The sequence below is a fragment of the Streptomyces sp. NPDC047042 genome (assembly GCF_040644035.1).
Classification (GTDB): Bacteria; Actinomycetota; Actinomycetes; order Streptomycetales; family Streptomycetaceae; genus Streptomyces.
The window spans coordinates 61,975-83,750 of the sequence record NZ_JBEYVP010000023.1 but is presented as its reverse complement, the minus strand read 5'-3'; the positions used below and the strand labels follow the sequence as shown (position 1 = coordinate 83,750).

At 70.6% G+C, this 21,776-nt stretch carries 18 protein-coding genes; 12 read left to right on the top strand and 6 right to left on the bottom strand.

What is annotated here, in order from left to right; all coding sequences use genetic code 11:
- The 9 genes from ABZ855_RS26565 (at window position 1) to fabG (ending at window position 8,224) form a co-directional block, all read left to right on the top strand.
- Window positions 1-285 (top strand): phosphopantetheine-binding protein, encoded by a 285-nt coding sequence (locus tag ABZ855_RS26565; protein WP_360810900.1) that lies wholly within the window; start codon window positions 1-3, stop codon window positions 283-285.
- Window positions 282-566: an acyl carrier protein gene (locus ABZ855_RS26560; RefSeq protein WP_360810898.1), complete on the top strand. Its 285-nt coding sequence runs from the start codon at window positions 282-284 to the stop codon at window positions 564-566. Before ABZ855_RS26565 ends, ABZ855_RS26560 begins: the two co-directional genes overlap by 4 nt.
- Window positions 556-1,821 (top strand): beta-ketoacyl-[acyl-carrier-protein] synthase family protein, encoded by a 1,266-nt coding sequence (locus ABZ855_RS26555; RefSeq protein WP_360810896.1) that lies wholly within the window; start codon window positions 556-558, stop codon window positions 1,819-1,821. The genes ABZ855_RS26560 and ABZ855_RS26555 overlap by 11 nt, the downstream gene beginning before the upstream one ends.
- Window positions 1,818-2,579 (top strand): hypothetical protein, encoded by a 762-nt coding sequence (locus ABZ855_RS26550; RefSeq protein WP_360810894.1) that lies wholly within the window; start codon window positions 1,818-1,820, stop codon window positions 2,577-2,579. The genes ABZ855_RS26555 and ABZ855_RS26550 overlap by 4 nt, the downstream gene beginning before the upstream one ends.
- Complete coding sequence (locus ABZ855_RS26545) at window positions 2,566-4,239, top strand: class I adenylate-forming enzyme family protein (protein ID WP_360810892.1); 1,674 nt, start codon at window positions 2,566-2,568, stop codon at window positions 4,237-4,239. Before ABZ855_RS26550 ends, ABZ855_RS26545 begins: the two co-directional genes overlap by 14 nt.
- Window positions 4,236-4,889 (top strand): hypothetical protein, encoded by a 654-nt coding sequence (locus ABZ855_RS26540; RefSeq protein ID WP_360810890.1) that lies wholly within the window; start codon window positions 4,236-4,238, stop codon window positions 4,887-4,889. The genes ABZ855_RS26545 and ABZ855_RS26540 overlap by 4 nt, the downstream gene beginning before the upstream one ends.
- Window positions 4,890-4,894: 5 nt before the next feature.
- Complete coding sequence (locus ABZ855_RS26535; RefSeq protein ID WP_360810888.1) at window positions 4,895-5,824, top strand: NAD(P)-dependent oxidoreductase; 930 nt, start codon at window positions 4,895-4,897, stop codon at window positions 5,822-5,824.
- 85 nt (window positions 5,825-5,909) lie between these two features.
- Window positions 5,910-7,481: an MFS transporter gene (locus tag ABZ855_RS26530; RefSeq protein ID WP_360810886.1), complete on the top strand. Its 1,572-nt coding sequence runs from the start codon at window positions 5,910-5,912 to the stop codon at window positions 7,479-7,481.
- A gap of 2 nt (window positions 7,482-7,483) precedes the next feature.
- Window positions 7,484-8,224 carry a 3-oxoacyl-ACP reductase FabG gene (gene fabG / locus ABZ855_RS26525; protein WP_360810884.1) on the top strand — a complete coding sequence of 247 codons (741 nt, stop codon included), beginning with the start codon at window positions 7,484-7,486 and terminating at the stop codon, window positions 8,222-8,224.
- 42 nt (window positions 8,225-8,266) lie between these two features.
- Here fabG and ABZ855_RS26520 read toward each other — a convergent pair whose 3' ends face one another.
- Entirely contained in the window at window positions 8,267-8,635 is a 369-nt protein-coding gene (locus ABZ855_RS26520; protein WP_360810882.1) for a helix-turn-helix transcriptional regulator, read from the bottom strand.
- Window positions 8,632-9,003: a type II toxin-antitoxin system RelE/ParE family toxin gene (locus tag ABZ855_RS26515; RefSeq protein ID WP_360810880.1), complete on the bottom strand. Its 372-nt coding sequence runs from the start codon at window positions 9,001-9,003 to the stop codon at window positions 8,632-8,634. Before ABZ855_RS26515 ends, ABZ855_RS26520 begins: the two co-directional genes overlap by 4 nt.
- Window positions 9,004-9,111: 108 nt before the next feature.
- Here ABZ855_RS26515 and ABZ855_RS26510 point away from each other — a divergent pair, with 108 nt between their 5' ends.
- Window positions 9,112-10,173 (top strand): Rieske 2Fe-2S domain-containing protein, encoded by a 1,062-nt coding sequence (locus ABZ855_RS26510; RefSeq protein WP_360810878.1) that lies wholly within the window; start codon window positions 9,112-9,114, stop codon window positions 10,171-10,173.
- 143 nt (window positions 10,174-10,316) lie between these two features.
- Window positions 10,317-11,423, top strand: coding sequence for a hypothetical protein (locus tag ABZ855_RS26505; RefSeq protein ID WP_360810876.1), 1,107 nt, complete (start codon window positions 10,317-10,319; stop codon window positions 11,421-11,423).
- A gap of 18 nt (window positions 11,424-11,441) precedes the next feature.
- On the opposite strand, the gene ABZ855_RS26500 is transcribed toward ABZ855_RS26505, so the two are convergent.
- The 3 genes from ABZ855_RS26500 to ABZ855_RS26490 all read right to left on the bottom strand — a co-directional run bounded on the left by ABZ855_RS26500 (window position 11,442) and on the right by ABZ855_RS26490 (window position 14,773).
- The gene (locus ABZ855_RS26500) at window positions 11,442-11,819 is read right to left on the bottom strand and encodes a hypothetical protein (protein WP_360810874.1); all 378 of its coding nucleotides are present in this window, start codon (window positions 11,817-11,819) and stop codon (window positions 11,442-11,444) included.
- A gap of 40 nt (window positions 11,820-11,859) precedes the next feature.
- On the bottom strand, window positions 11,860-14,454 hold the full coding sequence (locus ABZ855_RS26495; protein ID WP_360810872.1) for a hypothetical protein: 2,595 nt from the start codon (window positions 14,452-14,454) through the stop codon (window positions 11,860-11,862).
- 79 nt (window positions 14,455-14,533) lie between these two features.
- Window positions 14,534-14,773, bottom strand: a complete 240-nt coding sequence (locus ABZ855_RS26490; protein ID WP_360810870.1) for a hypothetical protein — start codon at window positions 14,771-14,773, stop codon at window positions 14,534-14,536.
- A gap of 416 nt (window positions 14,774-15,189) precedes the next feature.
- On the opposite strand from ABZ855_RS26490, the gene ABZ855_RS26485 reads away from it, so the two are divergent.
- Window positions 15,190-18,336 (top strand): S8 family peptidase, encoded by a 3,147-nt coding sequence (locus ABZ855_RS26485; protein ID WP_360810868.1) that lies wholly within the window; start codon window positions 15,190-15,192, stop codon window positions 18,334-18,336.
- Window positions 18,337-18,405: 69 nt separating this feature from the next.
- Here the strand turns inward: ABZ855_RS26485 and ABZ855_RS26480 are convergent, their stop codons facing one another.
- Window positions 18,406-21,756 (bottom strand): S8 family peptidase, encoded by a 3,351-nt coding sequence (locus tag ABZ855_RS26480; protein WP_360810866.1) that lies wholly within the window; start codon window positions 21,754-21,756, stop codon window positions 18,406-18,408.
- Between the last annotated feature and the right edge of the window lie 20 nt (window positions 21,757-21,776).

Below are 21,776 nucleotides of genomic sequence, written 5' to 3'. Positions count from 1 at the left end.
ATGTTGACCATGAGCACTTCCACCCTGGAAGACGAGATCCGTGAGTTCGTCCTGACCTCGGTCATCGACGACATGAACATCCTGCTCAGCCGCGACGGCATCACCGACGACAGTCCGGTGACCGTCGGCGGGCTGGACGTCGACTCCCTGAGCCTGATCGAACTCACCCTGCGCCTGGAGTCGCGCTTCGGCGTCGAGATCCCCGACACCGACATCGAACCCCTGGCCACTCTGACCCTCGGCGGGCTCGTCGCCGAGGTCGTACGACGTGGGGCGAAGGCATGAGTACGAGCATGGGTGCCACGGGCACCGGCATCACCACCAACTCCGTGCGGGAGTTGCTGTCGGACCGCAAGGTCTTTCCCGGGCTGCCCGACGATCTCGACGAGGACGCCGAACTCGTCCTGGACTCGCTGGGGTTGGTGTGGCTGCTCCATGTGGTGGAGGAGCGGTACGGGCTGATCGTCGAGCCCTCCGACGACGACATCGCCGGGATGACCTCGCTGCGCCGGCTCACTGCATATCTGCGTACCGCCCAGAAGGAGGGCGCCCGGCATGACTCGTGAAGTCGCGGTGACCGGATACGGCGTGCAGACCGCGTTCGGGGAGGGGGTGGAGGTTTTGCGGCGGGGGGTGTTCGCGGGGGTGCCGGCGTTTCGGCCCACCACGCGGTTCGATACGGGGCCCTATCGGACGGGGGTAGCCGCTGCCGCGCCTGACCGGGGGGATGGTGTCGACGGGGTCGAGGGGTGGGCCTTGCGGGATGCGCTTCGGTGGTGTGGGGGTGAGGCGTTGGGGATGGCTGGGTTGGGGGGTTGTCTCGAGGCGGCTGTGCTGGTGGGGGTTGCCGGGGATCATCGGAGTGTTACCCGGTACTGGCGGGGCGCCGGGGATTCTGTACCTCGTGAGTTGTCGAGTGTCGGGCGCGGGCCGTCTGTGGCTGGTCGCGCAGTTCCCCGCGCCCCTGAAGGGGCGCTGTCCGCACCGGAGTTGGACAGGTTCGCCGATGCTGTTCCTGCTCGGCTTGCCGCGTTGTTGGGGGACGGACTGGGGGTCAGCGGGCCCCGGCTTGCCTTTACCAATGCCTGTGTGGCGTCCGCTGCCGCGATTGTTCATGCCTGTCGGTTGATCTCCTCCGGGCGGATCGATGTCGCCCTCTGTGCGGGTGGGTATCTGGTCGAGGAGGAGACCTTCGGGAAGTTCGACTCCGGGCGGGCGTTGTCGCGGGACGGCGTGGTGCGGCCGTTCAGTGCCGATCGCAGCGGGCTGCTGCTGGGCGACGGGGTCGCGGCCGTCGTACTGGAGTCCGCCGAGCACGCTCGCCGTCGCGGGGCCCGGCCGCTCGTCTCGGTCGTCGGCTGGGGCGCCGCCGGCGACGCCCACCACATCGCCCAGCCGCACCCGGAGGGCGCCGGTCTCGCCCGCGCCGCGCAACAGGCGTCCAGGATGGCCGGGGACCCCGACGGGGCCTCCCTCGACTACATCAACGCCCACGGCACCGGCACCAAGTACAACGACGGCGCCGAGACACGCGGCCTGCGCGCCGCCTTCCCCAAGTGGGCCGAGTCGATACCGGTCAGCTCGACCAAGTCCACCACCGGTCACCTCCTGGAAGCCGCGGGTGTCGTGGAGTTCGTCATCACGATGCTGGCCCTGCTGGACGGCGTACTCCCGCCGACCGCCGGATACGGCGCCCCCGACCCTGAGTGCGACCTCGACTACGTACCGAACGAGCCGCGCCGCGTCGACGCGCGCCGGGCTCTCACCGTCAACGCCGCCTTCGGGGGCGCCAACACCGCACTCCTCCTGGAGCGGCCGTGACCACGACCGACGAGAACTCTCTCCGTTCCTCCCCCTCGTCCTCCCGTGCCTCCCTCTCCGTGCTCGGCGCCGCCACCGCCACCCACGGCACCGGCCAGGACGGCGACATCGCGCTGCCGAAGCTGCCCGGCTTTGTCGAGTCGGCGTTCAGTCCGCTGGCGTACGAGGTGAGCGCGAGGTGTCTGACCGGGCACCCGGGGGACGGCGCCCGTACCGCCGTGGCGCTGGCCAGCCTCGCGGGGGACACCACCACCGCCGACCTGGCGAGCCGGCGCATGGTGTCCGGGCGGGTCCACAACCCCCTGCTCTTCATGCAGGCGACCGCCAACTCCGTGCTGGGGCACATCAGTCGGGAGTTCGGCATCACGGGACAGATGTTCAGCATCTCCACTCTCGACGACCCACTGGGCGAACTCCTGTCCATGGCCGATGTGTTGCTGGACGATCCCGAGCTCGACCGTGTCCTGGTGCTGGGCGTCGAACTCGGCGGCGGCGAGCGCGTGGCCGCCCTGCACCGCGAGTTGGAGGCGGACCACGGGCTGACGTTCCCCGATCTCCCCGAGTCGGCCGGTCTGGCGGCGGCGATGCTCCTCGGCCGTCCCGGCGACGCCCCCAGCACACAGGTGCCGATCGAGCGCACCGGCGCCGCCGCCCAAGTCGGCACCATCCAGGCCCTGTTCGCGCTGGCCGCCGCCCACGCCGATCCACGTACCGAGTCGGACGAGATGGAGAGGACCCCCACCCATGCTCATCAGTAGGCAGGAGCGGGCCCGGATCTGCAACGACACCGAACTGGGCGCCGGCAACATCCTGGCCCGGCTGGCGGTGTACGACCGTCCACTCGACGAGGTCGTCCTGCGCACCGACGGCAACTGGCATGCCCCTGACGGCAGTTACCCGCACGAACTCACCCTCGGGGAGCTGCGGGAGGACGTCGAGGCCTACTCGGGCTGGTACGCCACCCAGGGTGTCCGGCCCCGCGACCCCGTCGCCATCCACTCCTACTCCAGCGCCGAGTTCGCGGTGAACTTCCTGGCGCTGACCTCCCTCGGCGCGATCCCCTCGTTCGTCAACGGCAACCTCCCGCCGGACATCGCGCGGGAGTACGTACGACGCCAGGGCGCCGTGGGGGCCTTCACGGACCGCGAGCACCACGACGTACTGGCAGCCTCGCCGGCCTCCGGACTCCGCTTCTGCGCGACCGCCGCCGACATCCGCCCCGAGCACCGCGCCGCCCTGCCGCCCTCCCACCCGTACCGTCACGACCCGACCGACCCGGTGCTCATCTCGCACTCGTCCGGAACCACCGGTATGCCCAAGGGAGTTCCGCACACCCACCGCACGCTGATGTACGCGCAGCTGCACCGGCTGCGCTACTCCACCGGTACCGACATGGAACGCACCCTCGTCGGACTGCCCGGCGCGCACAACGCGATGGTGGCGACGCTGCTGTACTGCCTGCTCCTGCGTACCGACATCAAACTCCTCTCCAGCCAGCGCGGCACCGAAGTACTGGACGCCATCGAGGAGTTCAGGCCCACCACCGTGCTGGCGTTCGCCGGGACCTTCGGTGAGATGGCCGCCGAGGACCTGTCGGCCCGCGACCTGTCCAGCGTGCAGGTGTGGTTCAACACCGGGGACGCGGCCCACGAGGCGCACATCCGGGCCCTCGTACGGCACGGCAGCCACCAGACGGTCGAAAGGGCGGGCGGGGATCCGCGGCACGTACGGGTCGACGGGTCCGTCTTCGTCGACGGGCTCGGCTCCTCCGAGGCCGGCTACTCCGTCTTCCACAACCGGCACACCAAGGACACCTCGGCGTACTCCCGCTGCGTCGGCAGGCCGATCAGCTTCGCCGAGGCCGCCGTACTCGCCGAGGACGGCACCCCGCTGCCGCCCGGCGAGATCGGCCGCCTGGGCCTCAAGTCCCCTACTCTCACGCCCGGTTACTGGAACGACTCACTGACCTGGAACCGTATGCGCCTCGGCGGCTACTGGCTCACCGGAGACCTCGCGCACCAGGACGCGGACGGCAACTTCTACCACCTCGACCGCGCCCCGGACGCCATCCGCACCCGCGCCGGCGTCGTCTTCAGCACCCGTACCGAGGAGCTCCTCCTCCGCGAGCTGCCCGAACTGGCCGACTGCACGGTGGTCGGGGTCGCCGACGACGGCGTACGGGCCGACTGGGACGGCGACGGGGTGGCGGACGCGTACGCGCTGCTCCAACTCTCCGACGAAGTGACCGAGGAGGAAGGGGAGTTGACCGTGCGGGTCAACTCGGTGCTGCGGGCCGCCGGGTTCCCGCCGGTCACCCGCGCCCTGCGCATGAAGCCCGACGACGTCGCCAAGGGCGCCACCGGCAAGGTTCTCAAACGCGTGATGCGCGACCGCTTCGCCGCCAAGGAGCAGCGATGAGTACGGGCGGTGCGAGCAGCACGGGCAGTACGGCCAGCACGGCCAGCACGGGCAGTACGGGCAGTACGGGCCCCGAGGACGTCAATCACCGCGCCCGGGCCAGCGAGGCCTACCGGCTGTGGTGGCAGCACGACGCGCACTGGTACCAGGGGGTGGCGAGCCGGTTCGGGCAGGAGGCCGCGAACGAGCTCAACGCCGAGGCGCTGCGCAAGGTCGCGACCCATGTCGCCCAGCGCGTCGGCCGCCTCTCCGGACCGCTCCCCGCCACCGGAGACACCCACAAGGACCTGGAGGAACTGCGCCGCCGGTACGACGAGTGCGGCGACCGGATGTTCCCCCAGGAACTGCGGAACGCCTCCACGGAGGTCGAGGAGGTCACCGACGACGACGGTCTGATCGTCCTCACGCTCCGCCGGAGCTTCGCCGTGACCATGGTGCGGATGGCGGGTTCGCTGGACGGCTACCGGTGCCCGTGCACCGACATCCACGCGGGCTGGTCCGAGGGCCTCGGCGTCACCCTCACCGAGAACCGCGCCGAGACCTGCCTGCGCGACGGCGACAAGGCCTGCCGCCTGCTGATGCGCGTAAGCACCCCCCTCACCCACGACGACGACACCGACAACGACACCGACACCGACATGGAGGACTGAACGCCGTGCGGATACTTGTCGCCGGAGCCACCGGAGTGGTCGGACATCCCCTGGTGGGCGCGCTGCGGGCGCGCGGCCACCAGGTGACCGCGCTGGTACGGGAGGAGTCCCGGGCGCGCGCTCCGGAAGCGGACGCCGTCATGGTCGCCGACGCTCTCGACCCACAGGCACTGTCGGCCGCCGCCACGGAGGCACGCCCCGACGTGGTCGTCCATCAGCTGTCGGCGCTGCGGCTGCTGCGCGACGACCCGCCGGAGGCCTTCGCGCGGACCGCGAGGCTGCGCGTCGAGGGCACCGCCAACCTGCTCGCGGCGGCCCGTGCGGCCGGTGCGGGGCGCCTGGTCGCACAGAGCATCGCCTTCGCCGCCGCCCCGACCCGGGACACGGTCGTCGACGAGGACGCCCCGCTGTACGTGGACGCCCCGGACCCCGGCTGGGCGGCCACCGTACGGGCGGTCGCCGAGCTGGAGACCCAAGTCCTGCACGGCTACCCGGAGTTGAGCGGCCTGGTGTTGCGCTACGGGTCGCTGTACGGCCCCGGCACCGCGTACGCCCGTACCGACGGCGGGACTTCGGGGCGGGTGCTGGCGGGGAAGCTGCCGCTGCCCGAGGGCGGGGCCGGGGTCACCTCGTTCCTGCATGTGGAGGACGCCGTGGGGGCGGCTGTGGCGGCCGTGGAGTCGGAGGTGAGCGGCGCCTTCCACATCACGGACGACGAACCGGCCCCGGCCGCCCAGTGGTTACCCCACTTCGCCCGCACGCTGGACGCCCCGCCGCCGCGCACGATCCCGGCGGCGATGGCACCCCGGCTGCTCGGCTGGTACATGGCCCACCAGCTCACCTCGGCGGCCGGCGCGTCCAACGCGCGGGCGCGTACGGAACTCGGCTGGAAGCCGCTGCGGCCGAGCTGGCGCGACGGACTGGGCCAGGAATGACCGGCATCGAAGGCATAGAAGGCTTCGAAGGTATCGCAGGTATCGCAGGTATCAAAGGTATCGAGGGCATCGGAGGCGTCGTCCGATGGGTGAAGTGAGAGCGAGCGAGGTCAGCGAGGCCGGTGCCGGAGGGGAGGTCTCCCGGTCGTCGTCGTGGCGCGTCCTCCTGGTCGTGGTCTGCGCCCAGATGCTCATCTGGCTGGACACCTCGGTCCTCAACGTCGCCGTCACCACCCTTGCCGACCCGGCCGACGGACTGGGCGCGTCCTCGGGCGAGTTGGAGTGGGTGGCGAGCGCCTACACCCTGGTCTTCGCAGGCGCCCTCTTCGCGGGCGGCGCGCTGGCCGACCGTTTCGGCCCCCGGTCCACGCTCCTGGCAGGCTTGGCGCTGTTCGGCGCGGCCTCGGGAGCCGGGGCCTTCGTCTCGTCGCCGGGCTGGCTGATCGTGGCGCGGGCCGTGATGGGCGCGGGGAGCGCGCTGCTGATGCCGGCGACGCTTTCGGTGATCGTGCAGAGCACCCCTGCGGAGAAGCGCACCCGGGCGATCGCGATCTGGAGCTCGTCCAGCGGCCTGGGGGTGGCGGTCGGCCCGGTGGTGGGCGGGGCGCTGCTCAGCAACTTCTGGTGGGGCTCGGTGTTCCTGGTCAATGTGCCGATCGTGCTGCTGTGCATGGCCGGAGTCGCCCTGTTCGTACCGGAGTTGAGGGGCCCGGCGCGCAGACGGCTGGACCTGCCAGGTCTCGCCCTGTCGGTCGCCGGCCTCGGCGGGGTCGTGTACGGGATCATCGAACTGGGCAACGGCCGTACCTGGTACGGCTCCCACGTCCTCCTCCCCCTCCTCCTGGGCGGCGCCCTGCTGACCGCGTTCGTCGCGGCCCAGCGCAGGTCACCGGCGCCCAGTCTGGACGTACGGCTGTTCCGGCAGCCGGGGTTCGCGGCCGGGAGCGTGGTGCTGCTGATCGCGTTCATGGCCCTGGCGGGCCACCTGTTCTACGCGGCCTTCTACCTCCAGGGACCCCGGGGCCTGTCCCCCTCCGACGCCGGTCTGGTGATGATCGCCGCCGCGGTCGGCATCGTCCTGGGCAGCCAGGCGTCCCCGGCCATGAGCCGCCGCCTGACGGCCCGTTGGACGGTGGCGGCCGGTGTCCTGGCCACGGCGGTCACCTACATCGCGTACGCCTGGCTGGACGGCGGCACCCCCCTCTGGTTCATTGCCGCGCTGCTGTGGATCCAGGGCTTCGGCATGGGCCTGGTCGGTACGCCGGTGACGGCCGTGATGATGAGCGGGGTTCCGCCGCAGCTCGCGGGCGCGGGGTCGGCGCTGAACAGCGTCACCCGTCAGGTGGGCGGCACGCTGGGGGTGGCGATGGCCGGTTCGATCCTCTCGGGCGTGTACCGGTCCCGGATGTCCGACTCCTCCGAACTACCAACAGCGGTACGGGAGTTGCCGCCGCCCCTCGCCTCCCAGGCCCGCACGTCGGCCGAGGCGGCCCGCTCCCTGGCCGAGTCCCTTCACCTGCCCGAACTGGCGACCACGGCCGACCGCGCGTTCCTCGACGCGATGTACGCCGCCACCCTCTCCATCGCCGCCCTGGCCCTCGTCGGCTTCGCGGTGTCGGTGGCGGGCCTGCGTACCCGCCCCGGGAGGCAGAAGTGATCATGGAGCAGGCGACGCCTCGCTCGGTCCTCGTCACCGGCGGGAACAGGGGGATCGGGCTGGCCATAGCCCGGCGTTTCGCGAGGGCGGGCGACCGGGTCGCGGTCACCTACCGGGGAGAGAAACCCCCGGAGATGGCGGACGCGGCGGAGTCGGAGGGATTCCTCTCCCTGCGCTGCGATGTGACGGACAGTCAGCAGGTGGACCGCGCCTTCACGGAGGCCGAGGCGGCACACGGCCCGGTGACGGTCCTGGTCGCCAACGCGGGCACCTCGAACGACCGTCTGCTGGTGCGGATGACGGAGGAGGACTTCACCTCGGTCGTCGACACCAACCTCACGGGTGCCTTCCGGGTCACCCAGCGCGCGGTGCGCGGCATGCTCCGCGAAGGTCACGGCCGTATCGTCCTCATCTCCTCCACGGCGGCCCTGCACGGCTCCGCCGGCCAGACCAACTACGCCGCGTCCAAGGCGGGGTTGATCGGCTTCGCCCGCTCCCTCACCCGTGAACTGGGACCGCGGGACATCACCTGCAACGTGGTGTCCCCGGGCCTCACGCAAACGGACATGAGCGCCGCCCTCACCCCCGACCAGCGCCGCACCCTCCTCCGCCAGACCCCCGCCGGCCGCCTGGGCCGCCCGGACGAGGTCGCGGACGCGGTGGCGTTCCTGGCGGGGGCGGATGCCGGGTATGTGCGGGGTGCGGTGATTCCGGTGGACGGGGGTGCGGGGCTGGGGCACTGAATTGGTGCGAGGTCACCCTTCAGAAACAGAGGCAGCGCCTCTTCAGGCCACCGAGGACCGTCCGCCGAATGACAGGTCGTCCGGCCGGCCGCTGTCGTGGGCGGTGAAGACGAAGGCGGACTGATCACCGTCGAGGTCGATGGTCAGCGACGCGTCCATGGCCTTCGCCAGCCGGGTGAGCAGTGGCAAGGTGGGTACGGAATCTCCGCCCTCGATAAGGGAGATCTGCGGCTGGGTCATGCCTGCCCGCCGCGCCAACTCGGACTGCGACAAACCGAGCTCCGTACGGCGGTCATGGACGGCTTGGGCAAGAGCAAACGCGTAACCGGCCTCCACATACGCGGAGCTCTCCACGATCTGCTCCCCCAGGAGCTTCCGCGTCCGGCTGGTCTTCCACTTGGAGTGGTTCACAGTTCCTCCCTGCTCCGGTCGTAGGTGTGCTCGGCAGGACCGTGCTCCCCTTCACACACCTTCTGTGCCTGCCGAGCGCGACCGACCTCGGCCTCCTCACGCTGTCGACTCTTGCGGAAGACAGTCAGAAGCACGATTCGTCTCTCCGGGGCGAGCCAGTAGGTGATGCGCACCGCGTTCCCGTCCATGACAAAGCGCAACTCACGCACTTTACCTCCGAGGTGCCGGGAGAACGGCTCCCCGAGGGTGGTCGGCTGCGACGCAAGCATGTCCACCGCGCGTTCGGCCTTGTCGTACTGCTGGTCCGAGAGTAATTCCAGCCACTGACGGACCTCCGGCTCAATCTCGATCGGCCACATTCCACTCACGCAGCCAGAATATACAGAAATCTATATGACCGGCCAGCGGCTTCCTCACCCACTCGCTGATCGCTACGCCCACTGATCAGATCGGCTCGACTCGTCTAACATCGCCACATGCGTTTATGGCGGAGTCATGACAGCATCCCGGACCTGCGCTCACTCCCCCGCGACCCACGGGCCGACGAGTATCCGATGCCGATCGTTCCGTACGGCTGGTACGCCGTGCTCCGCAGCGCCGAGTTGCGGCCGGGCAAGGTCGTCAGCCTCCACTACTTCGGCCGGGCGCTCATCGCCTTCCGGGGCGCCGACGGTCGGGCGACCGTCCGAGACGCGCACTGTCCCCACTACGGCGCACACCTGGGCGCCGGCGGGAAGGTCGTGGACGGCACGGTCGTGTGCCCCTTCCACGGCTGGCGGTTCGGTACGGACGGCAAGTGCGTGGAGGCACCCTTCGCCGCCCGCACCCCCAAGGTGTCCCTCGGCGGATTCCCCGTCCGCGAGCACAGCGGGCTCGTCCTCGTGTACGCCGGTCCGGGCGAACCGGCGTGGGAGGTTCCCGCGATCCCCGAGACGGAGTCCAAGGACTACGCGGCGCCGATCGACGACACCTGCCGGGCGCGCATCCACGTACAGGAGATGCGCGAGAACATCGTCGACGAGTCCCACTTCCACTTCATCCACGGACAGAGCGAGCCGCCCGTCCAGGACTGGAGCGAGGACGGCCCGTACGCCGAGGCCCGCGGCAGGATCGCCCGGCGCGTCCTGCGCTGGGACATCGACAACACCTTCGACGCGTTCATGTACGGCCCGGGTGTCATGGTGGTCCGCGTGCACGGCCCCGTCCTGTCGGTGACGGCGGTCGCCCTCACCACCCCGATCGACGACCGCACGAGCGCACTCCGGATGCTGTACTACGTCCGCAAACCGTCCCGCTTCCCGTTCCGGCTGCTGACCCCCGCCCTCAAACTCGCCTTCCGCGTGGAAGCCCTCGGCGAGGTGCGCGAGGAGGTCGAGATCTGGGACCACAAGATCCACCAGGCCCGCCCGGTGCTGCTTCCGCACGAGAAGGGGATCAGGGCGCTGCGGCGGTGGTACGGGCAGTTCTATCCGTCGGACGCGAGGCCTGGAGGACACGTGATCCCGGCGCCGCGTCCGCTGAACGGTTCCCGCAACTGAGCGCACCCGCCGCCCAGTTGGAATGGGCCGGAGCCCCACCCCCCTCCGCCCACCCGTCCTCGCTGTCGGCGTGCTGTGCCATCATGCGGACGCATACGACGGTGAGGCCGAGCCACGGTCCGTCGACTGCCAGGGGGTTGGGGATGGGCGGGGACAGAGAACCGGACGGCTCGTCCAAGTCCGACGAGGAGTGGGAACGGTTTCTGCGGGAGTCGGTGGAGGGTACCGCCGACGCGCCCAAGGAGCCGTCGGCGCGGGCCCGCGAGGTGGCGAAGCGGCTGCGCGCGGAGCCCGACCGCGCCCCGGACGGCTGGCGCAGCCACACACCGGCGCCGCCCAAACGACGCACCGGCTGGTACGTGCTCGGACTGCTGGCCGCGGTGCTGCTGCTCGTGGTGGCGCTCGCGCCGGGACGAATACTCGACCTCTTCGCCGGTGACGACCCCGCAGCCCCGACGCAGGCGGCCGAGACCACCCGCCCGACCCAGGCACCCCCGACGGTGGCGCCCCAACGCCCCACCGTGGACGAGCCGTTCCGCGGCTCACCGGCGGCGAGCTGGGCCGACGGAGTCGCGGGGATCGCCGTGCCGAAGGCCAGGGCGGTCGGCTGGATGAGCAAGGCCGAGGTCGAGCGGGCCCTGGCCCGCAGCCGGGACTTCCTGGTGGAGTCGAACCTGGACCGGGGGGTGCTGCGGGGCGAGCGCCCCGAGAAGGCGATCGCGCTGATCAACCCCCGCCAGAAGGACGTACAGAACCTTCTCAAAACCGCTTTCCGCACCCCCGGCGAGAAGAGCGACCCCCTTCTCCTCTTCAGCCGCTTCCAGCCCTCCCGCACCCGCCTGGTCGGCGACATCGTGAAGACCCGGGGCCTGCTCACCTACCGGGAGGGCGAGCACGGCGCGCTCGAGGTGACCGCCGACGTCACCTTCGTGTACCCGGTCACCCGCGCGGACGCGGTCGGCGACGACGCCGAGATCGTGCGCACGATCGTCCGCCGCGAACTGGTCATGAGCTGGGACGACCCCGCCGAGGTGGTCACCGAGCCGGGCACGTTCTCGGTCGTCTCGTACAAGTACGACATGACCAACGGCGGCTGCGGCACCCCCACGGGCTACCTGACCCCACCCTTCGACAAGGCCCCCCAGTCGTCCAAGGACACCGGCCCGGAAATGGACCCGTACGACCGCAGCACACCGGTCGGCCAGGACGCCCCCGCCGGGGACGAGTGCAGGAGGGCGACGCGGTCCTAGCGGTCACTGTCGCTTCGCTCAGCGACAGCCCCGATTCCGTACGGCATTGAGCAGCAAGCCCCCGCCGACCGCCACCCCCGCCGCCGCCCCCGCCGCCAGGAACCCCCCGGACGAGCGCCACGACAGTACCGACCACCTCGACTGTGCCGAGAACACCGAGCCCGTGCTCAGCCACGACCCCATCGAGATCAGGGACAGGGAAGAGCCGATCGAGCCGATGGACAGGGCGCTTCCGATCGAGCCGATCGACAGGGCCGAACCCACCGACCCCACGGACAGCACCGAGCCGACCGAGCCGATCGACAGCACCGAGTCCTGCGACCACAACGACAGCAGCGAACCTGAGGAAGAACCTGAGGAAGCGCGACCTGTCGACCGTTCGGGCAGCTTTGTCATGAGGCCATCCTGCCCGACGGTCGCGTACCGGCAGGCGTCCTCAGTTCCTGACCGTCAGATACAGCCAACCGCCCCACGTGTTCACGTTCGTCGTGTCCTTGGCGCTGTGCACGTACTCCGCCCGCACCCGGAACTTCTGGTTGACCGCGTTGGTGAGGGTCAGGAAGGTCACGCCCTGGCTGTCCGCCGTCATCGAGAAGCAGGGTGACGTGGTGAGCGTGTGCCAGGCGCCGCCGTAGTACTCCTGGGCCTGGAAGTAGGAGCACTGGTTCGACTTGTTCGGCGTCACCGTGGCGACGACCTGGGGCTTCGCGGTGTGGTGGTAGACGCGGTACGTCGTGCCGCCGTACGTCGTCGTACCGTAGTAGCCGCCGAGCCTCGTCGCGATGCCCACCCGGTCGTACACCGTCCGCGTCACCGACTTCGGGGCGTAGAGGTAGTCGCCCCCGAAGGACGCCGTGAACGTCGTGTTGCGGGTCAGCTTGTACGTGGCGTTCAGGTTGCCCCTGGTGTCCACGGCCGCCGTCTTGACCAGCGTCTTCTGACCGCCCGCCGGGGTCGCCCAGATCGACACCGTACGGCCGTTGTGCGTCGTGCCCAGGTGCGCCGTGACCGTGGCCGTCGACCCGTAGTTGAAGGTGGACTCGTTCGTCGCCACCGAGACCGTCGTCGCGGCCCGCGACACCTGGACGGTCGCCGACGCCTTCGCCGCCTGGTGCGAGGCGTCCCCCGGATAGCCGACCGTGTAGGTGTTCGTGCCGCCGATCGTCGGCGTGTCCTTGATCGTCAGCTTGCCGTCCGTGCCCACGACTGCCGTCCAGCGAACGGGAGTTGTGAGGTGGGCGGCGTCGGTACGGGTCACCGTCACCGTCTCGCCGCTCGCGTACGGGGCGTCGGTCAGCGCGCCGGTGAAGGTCAACGCGGCGGCCCGCGTCGCCGCCGCCGGGGCCTTCAGGGTCAGGGCCGGGGCGTACGGGGAGACCTGGACGCTCGCGTCCGAGGACGTCGCCTCGTGGGTCGTGTCGCCCGCGTAGGAGAAGTGGTAGGTGAAGACGCCGGCGGCGTTCGGGGCGTCCGCGACCTTGAACTCGCCGGTGGCGGGGTCGACTTGGACGGAGGGGAGCGGGGCCGTTTGCTGGGTGTCCTCGTTCGTGCGGGAGACCTGGACCGTTGCGCCCTGGGGGAGGGTGCCCTGGTTCAGGGAGCTGATCAGCGAGCCCGTGAACGCCACCGCGTCCGGCTTCGCCGACGTCACCTCGGGGAACGGGATCGTCGTCGACAGCTTCGCCACGTGCACCGTCAGCGACGCCGTCGACGAGCGGTGCGTCGCGTCGCCCGGGTACGTCACCTCGTACATGTACGCGCCCTCGTCCGGGCGGGTGTCCGTGACGGCGAACGTGCCGTCCGTCCCGACCGTGGCCGTGCCGTCGGGCAGCGGCTCGCCGTCCCGGGTCACCTGGAGGGCCGCGCCGGCCGGCAGCCAGCCCTTCGTGCTCAGGGTTCCCGTGAACCGGAACTGCTGCGTGGGGACCGCGTACTGCGGGCTGTCCAGGGCGAGTTCGGTGTCCGTGAGTTTGGCGTTGTTGAGGACGTCGAGCGTGTAGGCGCCTGTCGAGTCCTTGGTGACCGCGTAGAGCGTCGCGCCGTCGGAGGACCACTTCAGGCCGTCCGGGGCCAGGGTGGAGGCCGGGAAGGTCAGCTGATTCTCGGGGAGGTTCGAACCGGCGTACAGATACAGGCCCGAGGCCGAGCCCGCCGCGACCGTGCCGTCCGTGTCGGCGGCTACGGAGTTCGGGGCGGAGTTCGGGGCGGAGTTGAGACCGCCGGTGCCGTATGTGCGGCGGGTGGCAGGAAGAAGGCTCGCCGTGTCGTACGCCTGGACAACCGGCTGCTCGGGGGCGGCGAACAGCAGCCGGGTGCCGTCCGCCGTCACCTGGAGGGCGGTTGCCGTGCCGCCGTAGAGCGACGTGTTCGCCTTCACCGTCGGCGTCCCGGAGGAGACGTCGTACGTGGCCAGGTGGCTGAGGCTCTGCTCCGGCTCCTCCGCCGCGAGGACGCCGCCACCTGCGGCGAGGATCGGCGCGACTCCCCAAATGTTCATCGTCGGCTGGGGTGTTGCGGTCGGCGTGGCGTCCGTCGGGTCGACCGAGCCGATGGCCCCCTTGATGTCCGCCGCCGGGTTCGTGTACCCGTACCAGACCTTGCCGCCCGCCACCGCCACCGAGACCGGCGCGCTGCCCGTCCCCGTCGGGACGCGGGTCGTCTCGGTCAGCGTCGTCGTGTCGATCGCGGCCAGCGCGTCGCCGTCCTTCAGGGCCGCGTAGAGCGTGCCGCCGTCGGGGGACAGGGCCAGGCCCGTCGCGCCCTGTTCACCGGTGACGGTGGTCACCGGGGTGCCGGACAGGTCCGTCACCAGGATGCCGGTCGAGCCCGCGCCCTGGCTGAAGTAGATGTGCTGGTGAGCGGTGTCGACCAGCATGTGCGCGTACTGGGTCAGCGGCAGCGCGGCCGTACTGTCCGCCCATGCGGCGGAGGCCGTGAGACCGGTGAGGCCGACGGTGGCCGTGGCCAGCCCCGCGAGGACCGATATCGCCGTCGTGAGGGAGAGCGAGACCTGCTGGGGGCGGTGGCGCATGGAGCTCCTGGAGCGGTGAGCAGACAACGGTGAAACAGACGACGGCGCAGCAGACGACGGCGCAACAGACCAAGGTCAACTAGCCGGTCGAACAATAACCTCGCTCGCTGTCACAACCGTCGGCTCCGAGGCCCTCAGCCGTCATGAATCCGGTAAGAACCCGCACCTCGACCTCGTACGTACCGGCGGCCGGGTCCGTGACCTTCAGGACGGTGCCGGTCGAGCTGCCCGTGGCGTAGGCGAGGGGTACGGGGCCGGCGGCGGCGAGCACGGTCAGCAGACCGGCCGCCGCGACGGCGGTCCGGATTGTTGGTCTCATGCCCACAGCTTTGCTCAAGCGACTGCGAGTTGTTGAGAGTTAAGGCACTTCGGTGGCAATGGTGACGCGAATCCGCCATACGCCACCGGGTCATTATCGGGGCATTGCATGACATCCACAGCGACACCAACTCCCGCCGCCCGCATGCTAGTTGAACGTGTAACCTGCGGTTTTGAACGTAACTCAACTTTGTCAAGGGAAAGTTACCAGCAGGTTTTTCCGCGACGGAATGCGGCGGACACGACAGTCCCGAACAGTCACCGACAGTCGCTACCGGAAAGTAGTCGGCGAACTCCGTGAAGAACCTGTGTAGTTACTGAGGTTTCAAACATTCCAGCTTTCTCACAGCGCCGCCAGGGGCACAGGATGACCTTGATCTCGGGGACCTGACCACTCCGTTCGGGAAAGGCACCACCTTGTCCCAGCACCACCCCGGCCGACGCCGTACCGTCGGCCGCCGAGCAACCTCTTTGCTCGCCCCGGCACTCGCCGGAGGAATGCTCCTCACCTACAGCCCACTCGCGCAGGCCGCGCAGGCCGCGCAGGCCTCACCAGTCGAAAGCACCGGGCAGACGCGGACGTTCAGCGCCGGCACGTATCTCGTGCAGATGGCCGACGCGCCCGTCGCCACCTACGCGAAGACCGCGCCCGCGCCCGGCAAGAGGCTGAACACGCGGACCGACGCCGTACGCGACTACGTCGACCACCTGAAGCGGGAACGCGAGAAGGTGCTGGACGAGGTGCCGGGCGTCAAGCCGCTGTACAACTACCACTACGTACTCAACGGGTTCGCCGCGAAGTTGACGGCTCGTCAGGCGAACGCGCTGGCCCGCACCCCGGGCGTCGTCTCGCTGGCCCGCAACGAGGCGCGCCAGGTGGACGCCACGACGGACACCACGGACCCCACGGACGCCACGGGCACCACCGACTCGGCCGCCACGACCGGTACGACCGGTACGACCACGGCATCCTCCGGTACCTCCGCCACCGGCACCCTTCCCGTCCCGGACACCGCCAAGTTCCTCGGCCTGAAGGACCCCGGCGGGCTCTACTCCAAGGTGCCCGGCGGACCGGCGAACGCGGGCCGGGGTCTCATCATCGGTGTCATCGACACCGGGATCGACCCCGACAACCCCTCCCTGGCCGCCCTCCCGGAGCCGCTGCCCGACGCCGACGCCATCAAGAAGAAGTGGAAGGGCAGCTGTGACCCCGGCGCCGACCAGGCGCACCAGGTCACCTGCAACAACAAGGTGATCGGCGCCCAGTACTTCAACAAGGGCCTGGCCGACCCCATCGACAGCGACTGGGCGTCCCCGAGGGACTCCGACGCCCACGGCACCCACACCGCGACCACCGCCGCCGGCAACATCGACGTTCCCGCCTCCGTGCCCGACACCGGTATCTCCGGCCGGATATCCGGGCTCGCCCCGGCCGCCCGTATCGCGGCGTACAAGGCGTGCTGGCACGACGGCTGCTGGTCGGTGGACATCGTCGCCGCCTACGACAAGGCCGTGGCCGACGGCGTCGACGTCATCAACTACTCCATCGGCGGCGGCAACGGCGAACGCACCAACATCCCCGAGTACACGGCGATGTTCAACGCCGCCAAGGCGGGCGTCTTCGTCTCGACCTCGGCCGGCAACTCCGGGCCCGGCACCGTCTCCAACAACGTCCCGTGGGTGACCACCACGGCCGCCTCCAGCCACGACCTCGACTACCGCGCCACCATCACCCTCGGCGACGGCACGTCCTACACCGGCACCGGCACCAGCGGCTCGGCCGTCCCCTCGGCGCCGCTCGTCGACGCGGCGAAGGCCGCCCTGGCGGGCGCCGACCCCGCCGACGCCGAACTCTGCAAGCCGGACAGCCTCGACCCGGCCGAGGTCAAGGGCGCGATCGTGCTGTGCAAGCGCGGCGACAACGCCCGCGTCGACAAGAGTGCCCAGGTCAAGGCGGCTGGCGGCGCCGGAATGGTGCTGTACAACGCCAACACGACCGACGAGACCGACGCCGACGGCCACTCCGTGCCGACCGTCCACCTGGACAACGCGAGCGGCCTGGCCGTCAAGGCGTACGCCGACAGCGCGTCCGGCGTCACCGCCGACCTCGGCGCGGCGAAGGGCGTGCACCAGGAGGCCCCCGAGGTCACCGGGTTCTCCTCCGGCGGCCCCGACCTCACCAGCGGCGGCGACCAGCTCAAGCCCGACATCACGGCGCCCGGCCTGAACATCGTCGCCGGTACCACCCCGGGCGGCGGAGAGGGCGCGTTCAAGGGCGAACAGGGCCTCATGTCCGGTACGTCCATGTCCTCCCCGCATGTGGCAGGACTCGCCCTGCTGCTGCGGCAGTCGCACCCCGACTGGTCCCCCATGGAGATCAAGTCGGCCCTGATGACCACCGCGACCACCAAGGACGACGCTGGTGAGGCCATCCGGCGCGCCGGCTCCGACGGTCCGGCGACCCCGCTCGACTACGGCTCCGGACACGTCGTACCGAACACCGCCGACAACCCCGGCCTGGTCTACGACTCCAACTCCGCCGACTGGACGTCGTACATGTGCGCCCTCGGCGACCAGCCGGTGACCGCCGACGGCAGCGACGTCTGCGCCACCGCCCGGAAGATCGACCCGAGCGACCTCAACACCCCGAACATCTCGGTCGGCGACCTGACCGGCAGGCAGACGGTGACCCGCACGGTCACCAACGTCACCGCCACCACCGGCGTCTACACCGCCAAGCTCCAGACCCCGCACGGCTACAAGGCCGAGGTCACGCCGAAGCGGCTGGTCGTCCCGGCGGGCGGATCGGCGACGTACAAGGTGACCTTCACCCGCACCGACGCCGCGTACGGCGACTGGGTCTACGGCTCGGTCACCCTCAGCGACAAGGACGGCCACCGGGTCCGCAGCGCCGTCGCCCTGCGCGCCAAGCAGCTCACCGCACCGCCCACGGTCACCGGCGAGAACGCGACCGGCTCGGTCGTCCTCTCGCCGCAGGCCGGCTGGAAGGGCACCTTCACCACCAAGGTGAACGGCCTCTACGCGGGCACCACGAAGACGGGCACCCTGACCGGCACGGCCCCCGACTTCGGCCCGCCGCCCGCACAGTTGACGCCCGCGAGCATCAAGACGGAGATCACCGTCCCCGAGGGCACCGCCCTCGCCCGCGTCGCACTCCGCTCCGCCGACTTCCTGCCCGGCAGTGACGTCGACCTGTGGGTGTACGACAAGGACCGCAACCTGCTCTCGAACCCCGACGACGGCAACGACGAGCAGGCCGACCTCGGCCCCGGCACCTACACGGTGTACGTCAACCAGTTCGCCCTGCCCGAGGGCGTCACCGGCCAGCCGTACACCCTGCACACCTGGCTGATCGGCCCGAACACCAAGCCCGACCGCCAGGCCACGGCCACCCCGGCCAAGCGGAAGGTGACCCAGGGCGACATCGTCAGGGCCACCGTCTCCTGGCACGGCCTCACGCCCGGCACCGCCTACGTCGGCCTCGTCGAATACGGCGACGGCACCGACACGGCCGGCTCGACGATCCTGACCGTCGAGCCGTAAGAAAAGTAGACAAAGGTGGGGCCCGCCGGTCACGGCGGGCCCCACCTTTGTCTCTGTGCTCCTGTGGTTCTACGTGGTGCGGTAGGCCCGGTGGATGGTCTGCTTCAGGGTGTTGCCGGACGCGTCCGTGAGGGTGACGCGCAGGGAGACGTAGCCCGCCCTGCCGGGGTGGCGCAGGTCGAGGCGCTTGCCGCCGACCGCCTTCGCCGGGTGCCAGGTCCGGCCGTCGTCGTACGAGACGGAGAAGGCCGGCTTGCGGACGGTGCGCGCGGTGGCGGCGCCCTCGACCGTGAACGGCACCGAGAAACGCGTACCCGCCTTGGCCGTGCTCGCCGCGGTCAGCCGGGGCGTGAAGCGGACGACCGACAGCGGCAGTCGCTGGCCGACACCGGTGACGTGCCCGGAGGTGAAGGTCCACTCGGCGGTGATCCGGTTGGAGACCGGGGACAGCGTGGTGGGGCGGGAGACGTCCGTGGTGAGGCGGAACGTCCGCCTGTCGGCGGGGAGTTCGTACGAGACGCCGTCCAGGTCCGTGTTCTCGGCGAACACCTTCTCGCCACCCGCGTACAGGGTGCTCCTGGCCTTGCTGTAGCGGGAGTCGCCCACATGGCCGGCGCCGTCGGAGAACAGGGGGAGGTAGGCGAGGAAGGTGTCGCCGAAACGGACCGCGCCGGGACGGTCCCTGCCGTTCGTCAGGGGGCCCGTGAGATGCGGGCCGAAGACGCCGGTGTTGAAGCGCTCCGTGTACTGCTTGTTCGCGCTGTACGCGCGGGGCTCGGCGGTCCACTGCGAGGCGTCCCACACCGGTTCGCCGTCCGCGTCCTTGCCGCCGTACTGCGAGATCGAGTACCGCCACCTCACACCCGGCAGGACGTAGTCGGTGAAGGTTCCCGGCAGGGTGCGTGTGTCAGGGGTGAAGTCGAGCCAGAAGCCGTCGCCCGGAGCGATCGGCGCGGCGACGAGCGACGCCGTCTTGCCCTTGACGGGCGTACCGGCGGCGATCGTGACCTTGGCGAACTGGGCGCGCTTCAGGTTCGCGGTGGGGCCGGACAGATCGCCGGTACGGTTCCAGACCGGCCGGTAGTGCGTGGTGCCGTGCGTCCAGGTGCCGTTGTACTGCGCGAACGCCTCACTCGCCGGGACCCGGCCGCCCAACTGGCCGACGCGCAGGTCACGGAAGGTGCCCATCTCGTACGTGGCGACGCTGCGGGTGGTACCGATGTCGATGCCGAAGTTGAGTGTGGCGTCGGTGTGCCGGGCAGCGCTGTCCGGCACGGTGATCCGGACCGGCTTGGCCTCGCGGGCGTCCATGACGAGGGTGGTGTCACGGGTGAGCGAGAACTTCGGGTTGAGGAGGAGGGCCAGTTCCCCGGCGTCGGGGTCTCCGCCCGTGTCGATCCGGCCTTCGAGGCTGTAACGGCCCCTGGGCAGCCGGACGGTGAACTCGCCGTCCGTGTCGTCGGAGTAGTCCTGCCAGATGTTGTTGTCCAGGCCCTGCACACCCGTCTCGGAACGAGTGGCGGGCTTGCCGCTGAGGTCGAGGTGCTTGACCGTCAGGTCGTACGACTCGACCTCGCGGTGTACGCCGATGCCGGTCCGTACGGTGGTGCCGGCCCCGTCCGTCGCGACGAGCGCGCCGCCGAACGAACCGTCGGCCGTGCCCGCGCTGCTGTCGCCGGTGATCTGGGCGGTCGCCGTGCCGCCCGCCGGGACGGTGAGCTGCTTCGGCGAGACCTCGAACATGCCCTCGGCGGCGGGCTTGCCGTCCTCGCCGTAGGCCTCGGTGGTCAGGTCGAGGGTGAGGGGGCGGTCACCGTCATTGCGGTAGGTGACAGTCCTGGTGGCCGGCTGATCGTCGGTGTGCGGCCACTGCTGGGTGGGGAAGCCGATTGTGGCCGGGGTGGTGGTGAGCCGCTGGTCGAGGGCGCGGACGATGTCCGTACGGCCCGTGCCCTGTGCGAACGCCGAGACTCCGGCGGTGGGCTTGGCGGAGGCGGTGAGCGCGGCCTTGATGCGCTCGCCCGTCCAGTCGGGATGGCGCTGGGCGAGGATCGCGGCGGCGCCCGCGACATGCGGGGTCGCCATCGACGTACCGCTCATGGAGACGTAGCCGTCGGCGGCCGGGTCGCCCTCCGTGCCCTCGGCGGCCTTCGCGGCGACGATGTCGACGCCGGGTGCGGTGAGGTCCGGCTTGAGGGAACCGTCCGCTGTCGGGCCCCGGCTGGAGAACTCGGCCATCGCGTCGGTACGGTCCACCGCGCCCACGGTGAGCGCGGCGGCGGCACTTCCCGGCGATCCGACGGTGCCGGCGGCGGGGCCGTCGTTGCCGGCCGCGACCACGAAGAGGGCGCCCGAGGAGGCGGACAGCTCGTTCACCGCCTGTTCGACGGGATCGTCACCGGGGCTGTCGGGGCCGCCCAGGCTCAGGTTGATGACCTTGGCGCCCTGGTCGACGGCCCACTGCGCACCGGCGATGATGCCGGACTCCTCGCCGGAGCCGCCGTCGTCGAGCACCTTGCCGCTGATCAGCCGGGCGCCCGGCGCGACCCCCCTGTACGCGCCCCCGGAGTGCGCGCCGGACCCCGCGACCGTCGACGCCACATGCGTACCGTGACCCACCCGGTCGACGGTGTCCGCCGCCTCGGAGAAGTTCTTCGCCGCGTCGATGCGGCCCCTCAGATCCGGGTGCGTGCCATCGACCCCGGTGTCCAGCACGGCGACCTTGACGCCCTTGCCGTCATATCCGGCCGCCCAGGCCTGCGGGGCGCCGATCTGCGCGGCACTCCTGTCGAGGGCCGCCTCGACCTTCCCGTCCAGCCAGATCTTCTCGACCCGGTCCGCGGCGGCCGACCTCGCCCCCGCCGACCCTCCGCTGCCGGTAAGCGTCTCCCACAGCTCGGTGCCCTCCGACTTACGGGCCTTCAGCGCGTCCCCGTTGACGCTGGGGAGGTCCCGGCTCACCCGGGCACCGGTGGCGGAGAGCGAACTCGGCGCGAGGGCACGGCCCTTGGCGTACGTCACGATCAGCGGCAGGTCGGGGCGGGATGCGTCGTCGTACCCCCACTCGAGCAGCTGCGTCACGTCGAACAGCCGTCGGTCGGCGGTGCCGTTCGCGAGGAGGCGCTCGGCGTCGCGGGGCACGACGTAGGTGCGGTCGGCGTTCCGCGCTATTCGGAAGGTGACGCCCTCCCGGCCCTTGGCGGCCCGCACTCCGGTGACCTGCCCGGCGGCGTCCAGGGTGACCCGGTCCCCGGTGACGAGGGTGACGGTCCTGGCCTTGCCGGCACCGCCGCCGGCCGTACCGCTGTCGGTCGGCGCGGCCTGGGACCCCGGGGCACCGAGCAGGGCGGCGGTGAGAGCGCCGGCGGTGAGAAGGGCGAGAGCCGTAGCCTCGCCTGCTCGTCTTCTCGGGTGATTCAAGACATGCCTTTCTCGGAATG

Bases quoted from the DNA above. Each gene is read 5' to 3' on its own strand.
- ABZ855_RS26565 (WP_360810900.1), top strand. From the start codon at position 1: ATGTTGACCATGAGCACTTCCACCCTGGAAGACGAGATCCGTGAGTTC.
- ABZ855_RS26560 (WP_360810898.1), top strand. From the start codon at position 282: ATGAGTACGAGCATGGGTGCCACGGGCACCGGCATCACCACCAACTCC.
- ABZ855_RS26555 (WP_360810896.1), top strand. From the start codon at position 556: ATGACTCGTGAAGTCGCGGTGACCGGATACGGCGTGCAGACCGCGTTC.
- ABZ855_RS26545 (WP_360810892.1), top strand. From the start codon at position 2,566: ATGCTCATCAGTAGGCAGGAGCGGGCCCGGATCTGCAACGACACCGAA.
- ABZ855_RS26540 (WP_360810890.1), top strand. From the start codon at position 4,236: ATGAGTACGGGCGGTGCGAGCAGCACGGGCAGTACGGCCAGCACGGCC.
- ABZ855_RS26530 (WP_360810886.1), top strand. From the start codon at position 5,910: ATGGGTGAAGTGAGAGCGAGCGAGGTCAGCGAGGCCGGTGCCGGAGGG.
- fabG (WP_360810884.1), top strand. From the start codon at position 7,484: ATGGAGCAGGCGACGCCTCGCTCGGTCCTCGTCACCGGCGGGAACAGG.
- ABZ855_RS26510 (WP_360810878.1), top strand. From the start codon at position 9,112: ATGCGTTTATGGCGGAGTCATGACAGCATCCCGGACCTGCGCTCACTC.
- ABZ855_RS26505 (WP_360810876.1), top strand. From the start codon at position 10,317: ATGGGCGGGGACAGAGAACCGGACGGCTCGTCCAAGTCCGACGAGGAG.
- ABZ855_RS26500 (WP_360810874.1), bottom strand. From the start codon at position 11,819: ATGACAAAGCTGCCCGAACGGTCGACAGGTCGCGCTTCCTCAGGTTCT.
- ABZ855_RS26495 (WP_360810872.1), bottom strand. From the start codon at position 14,454: ATGCGCCACCGCCCCCAGCAGGTCTCGCTCTCCCTCACGACGGCGATA.
- ABZ855_RS26490 (WP_360810870.1), bottom strand. From the start codon at position 14,773: ATGAGACCAACAATCCGGACCGCCGTCGCGGCGGCCGGTCTGCTGACC.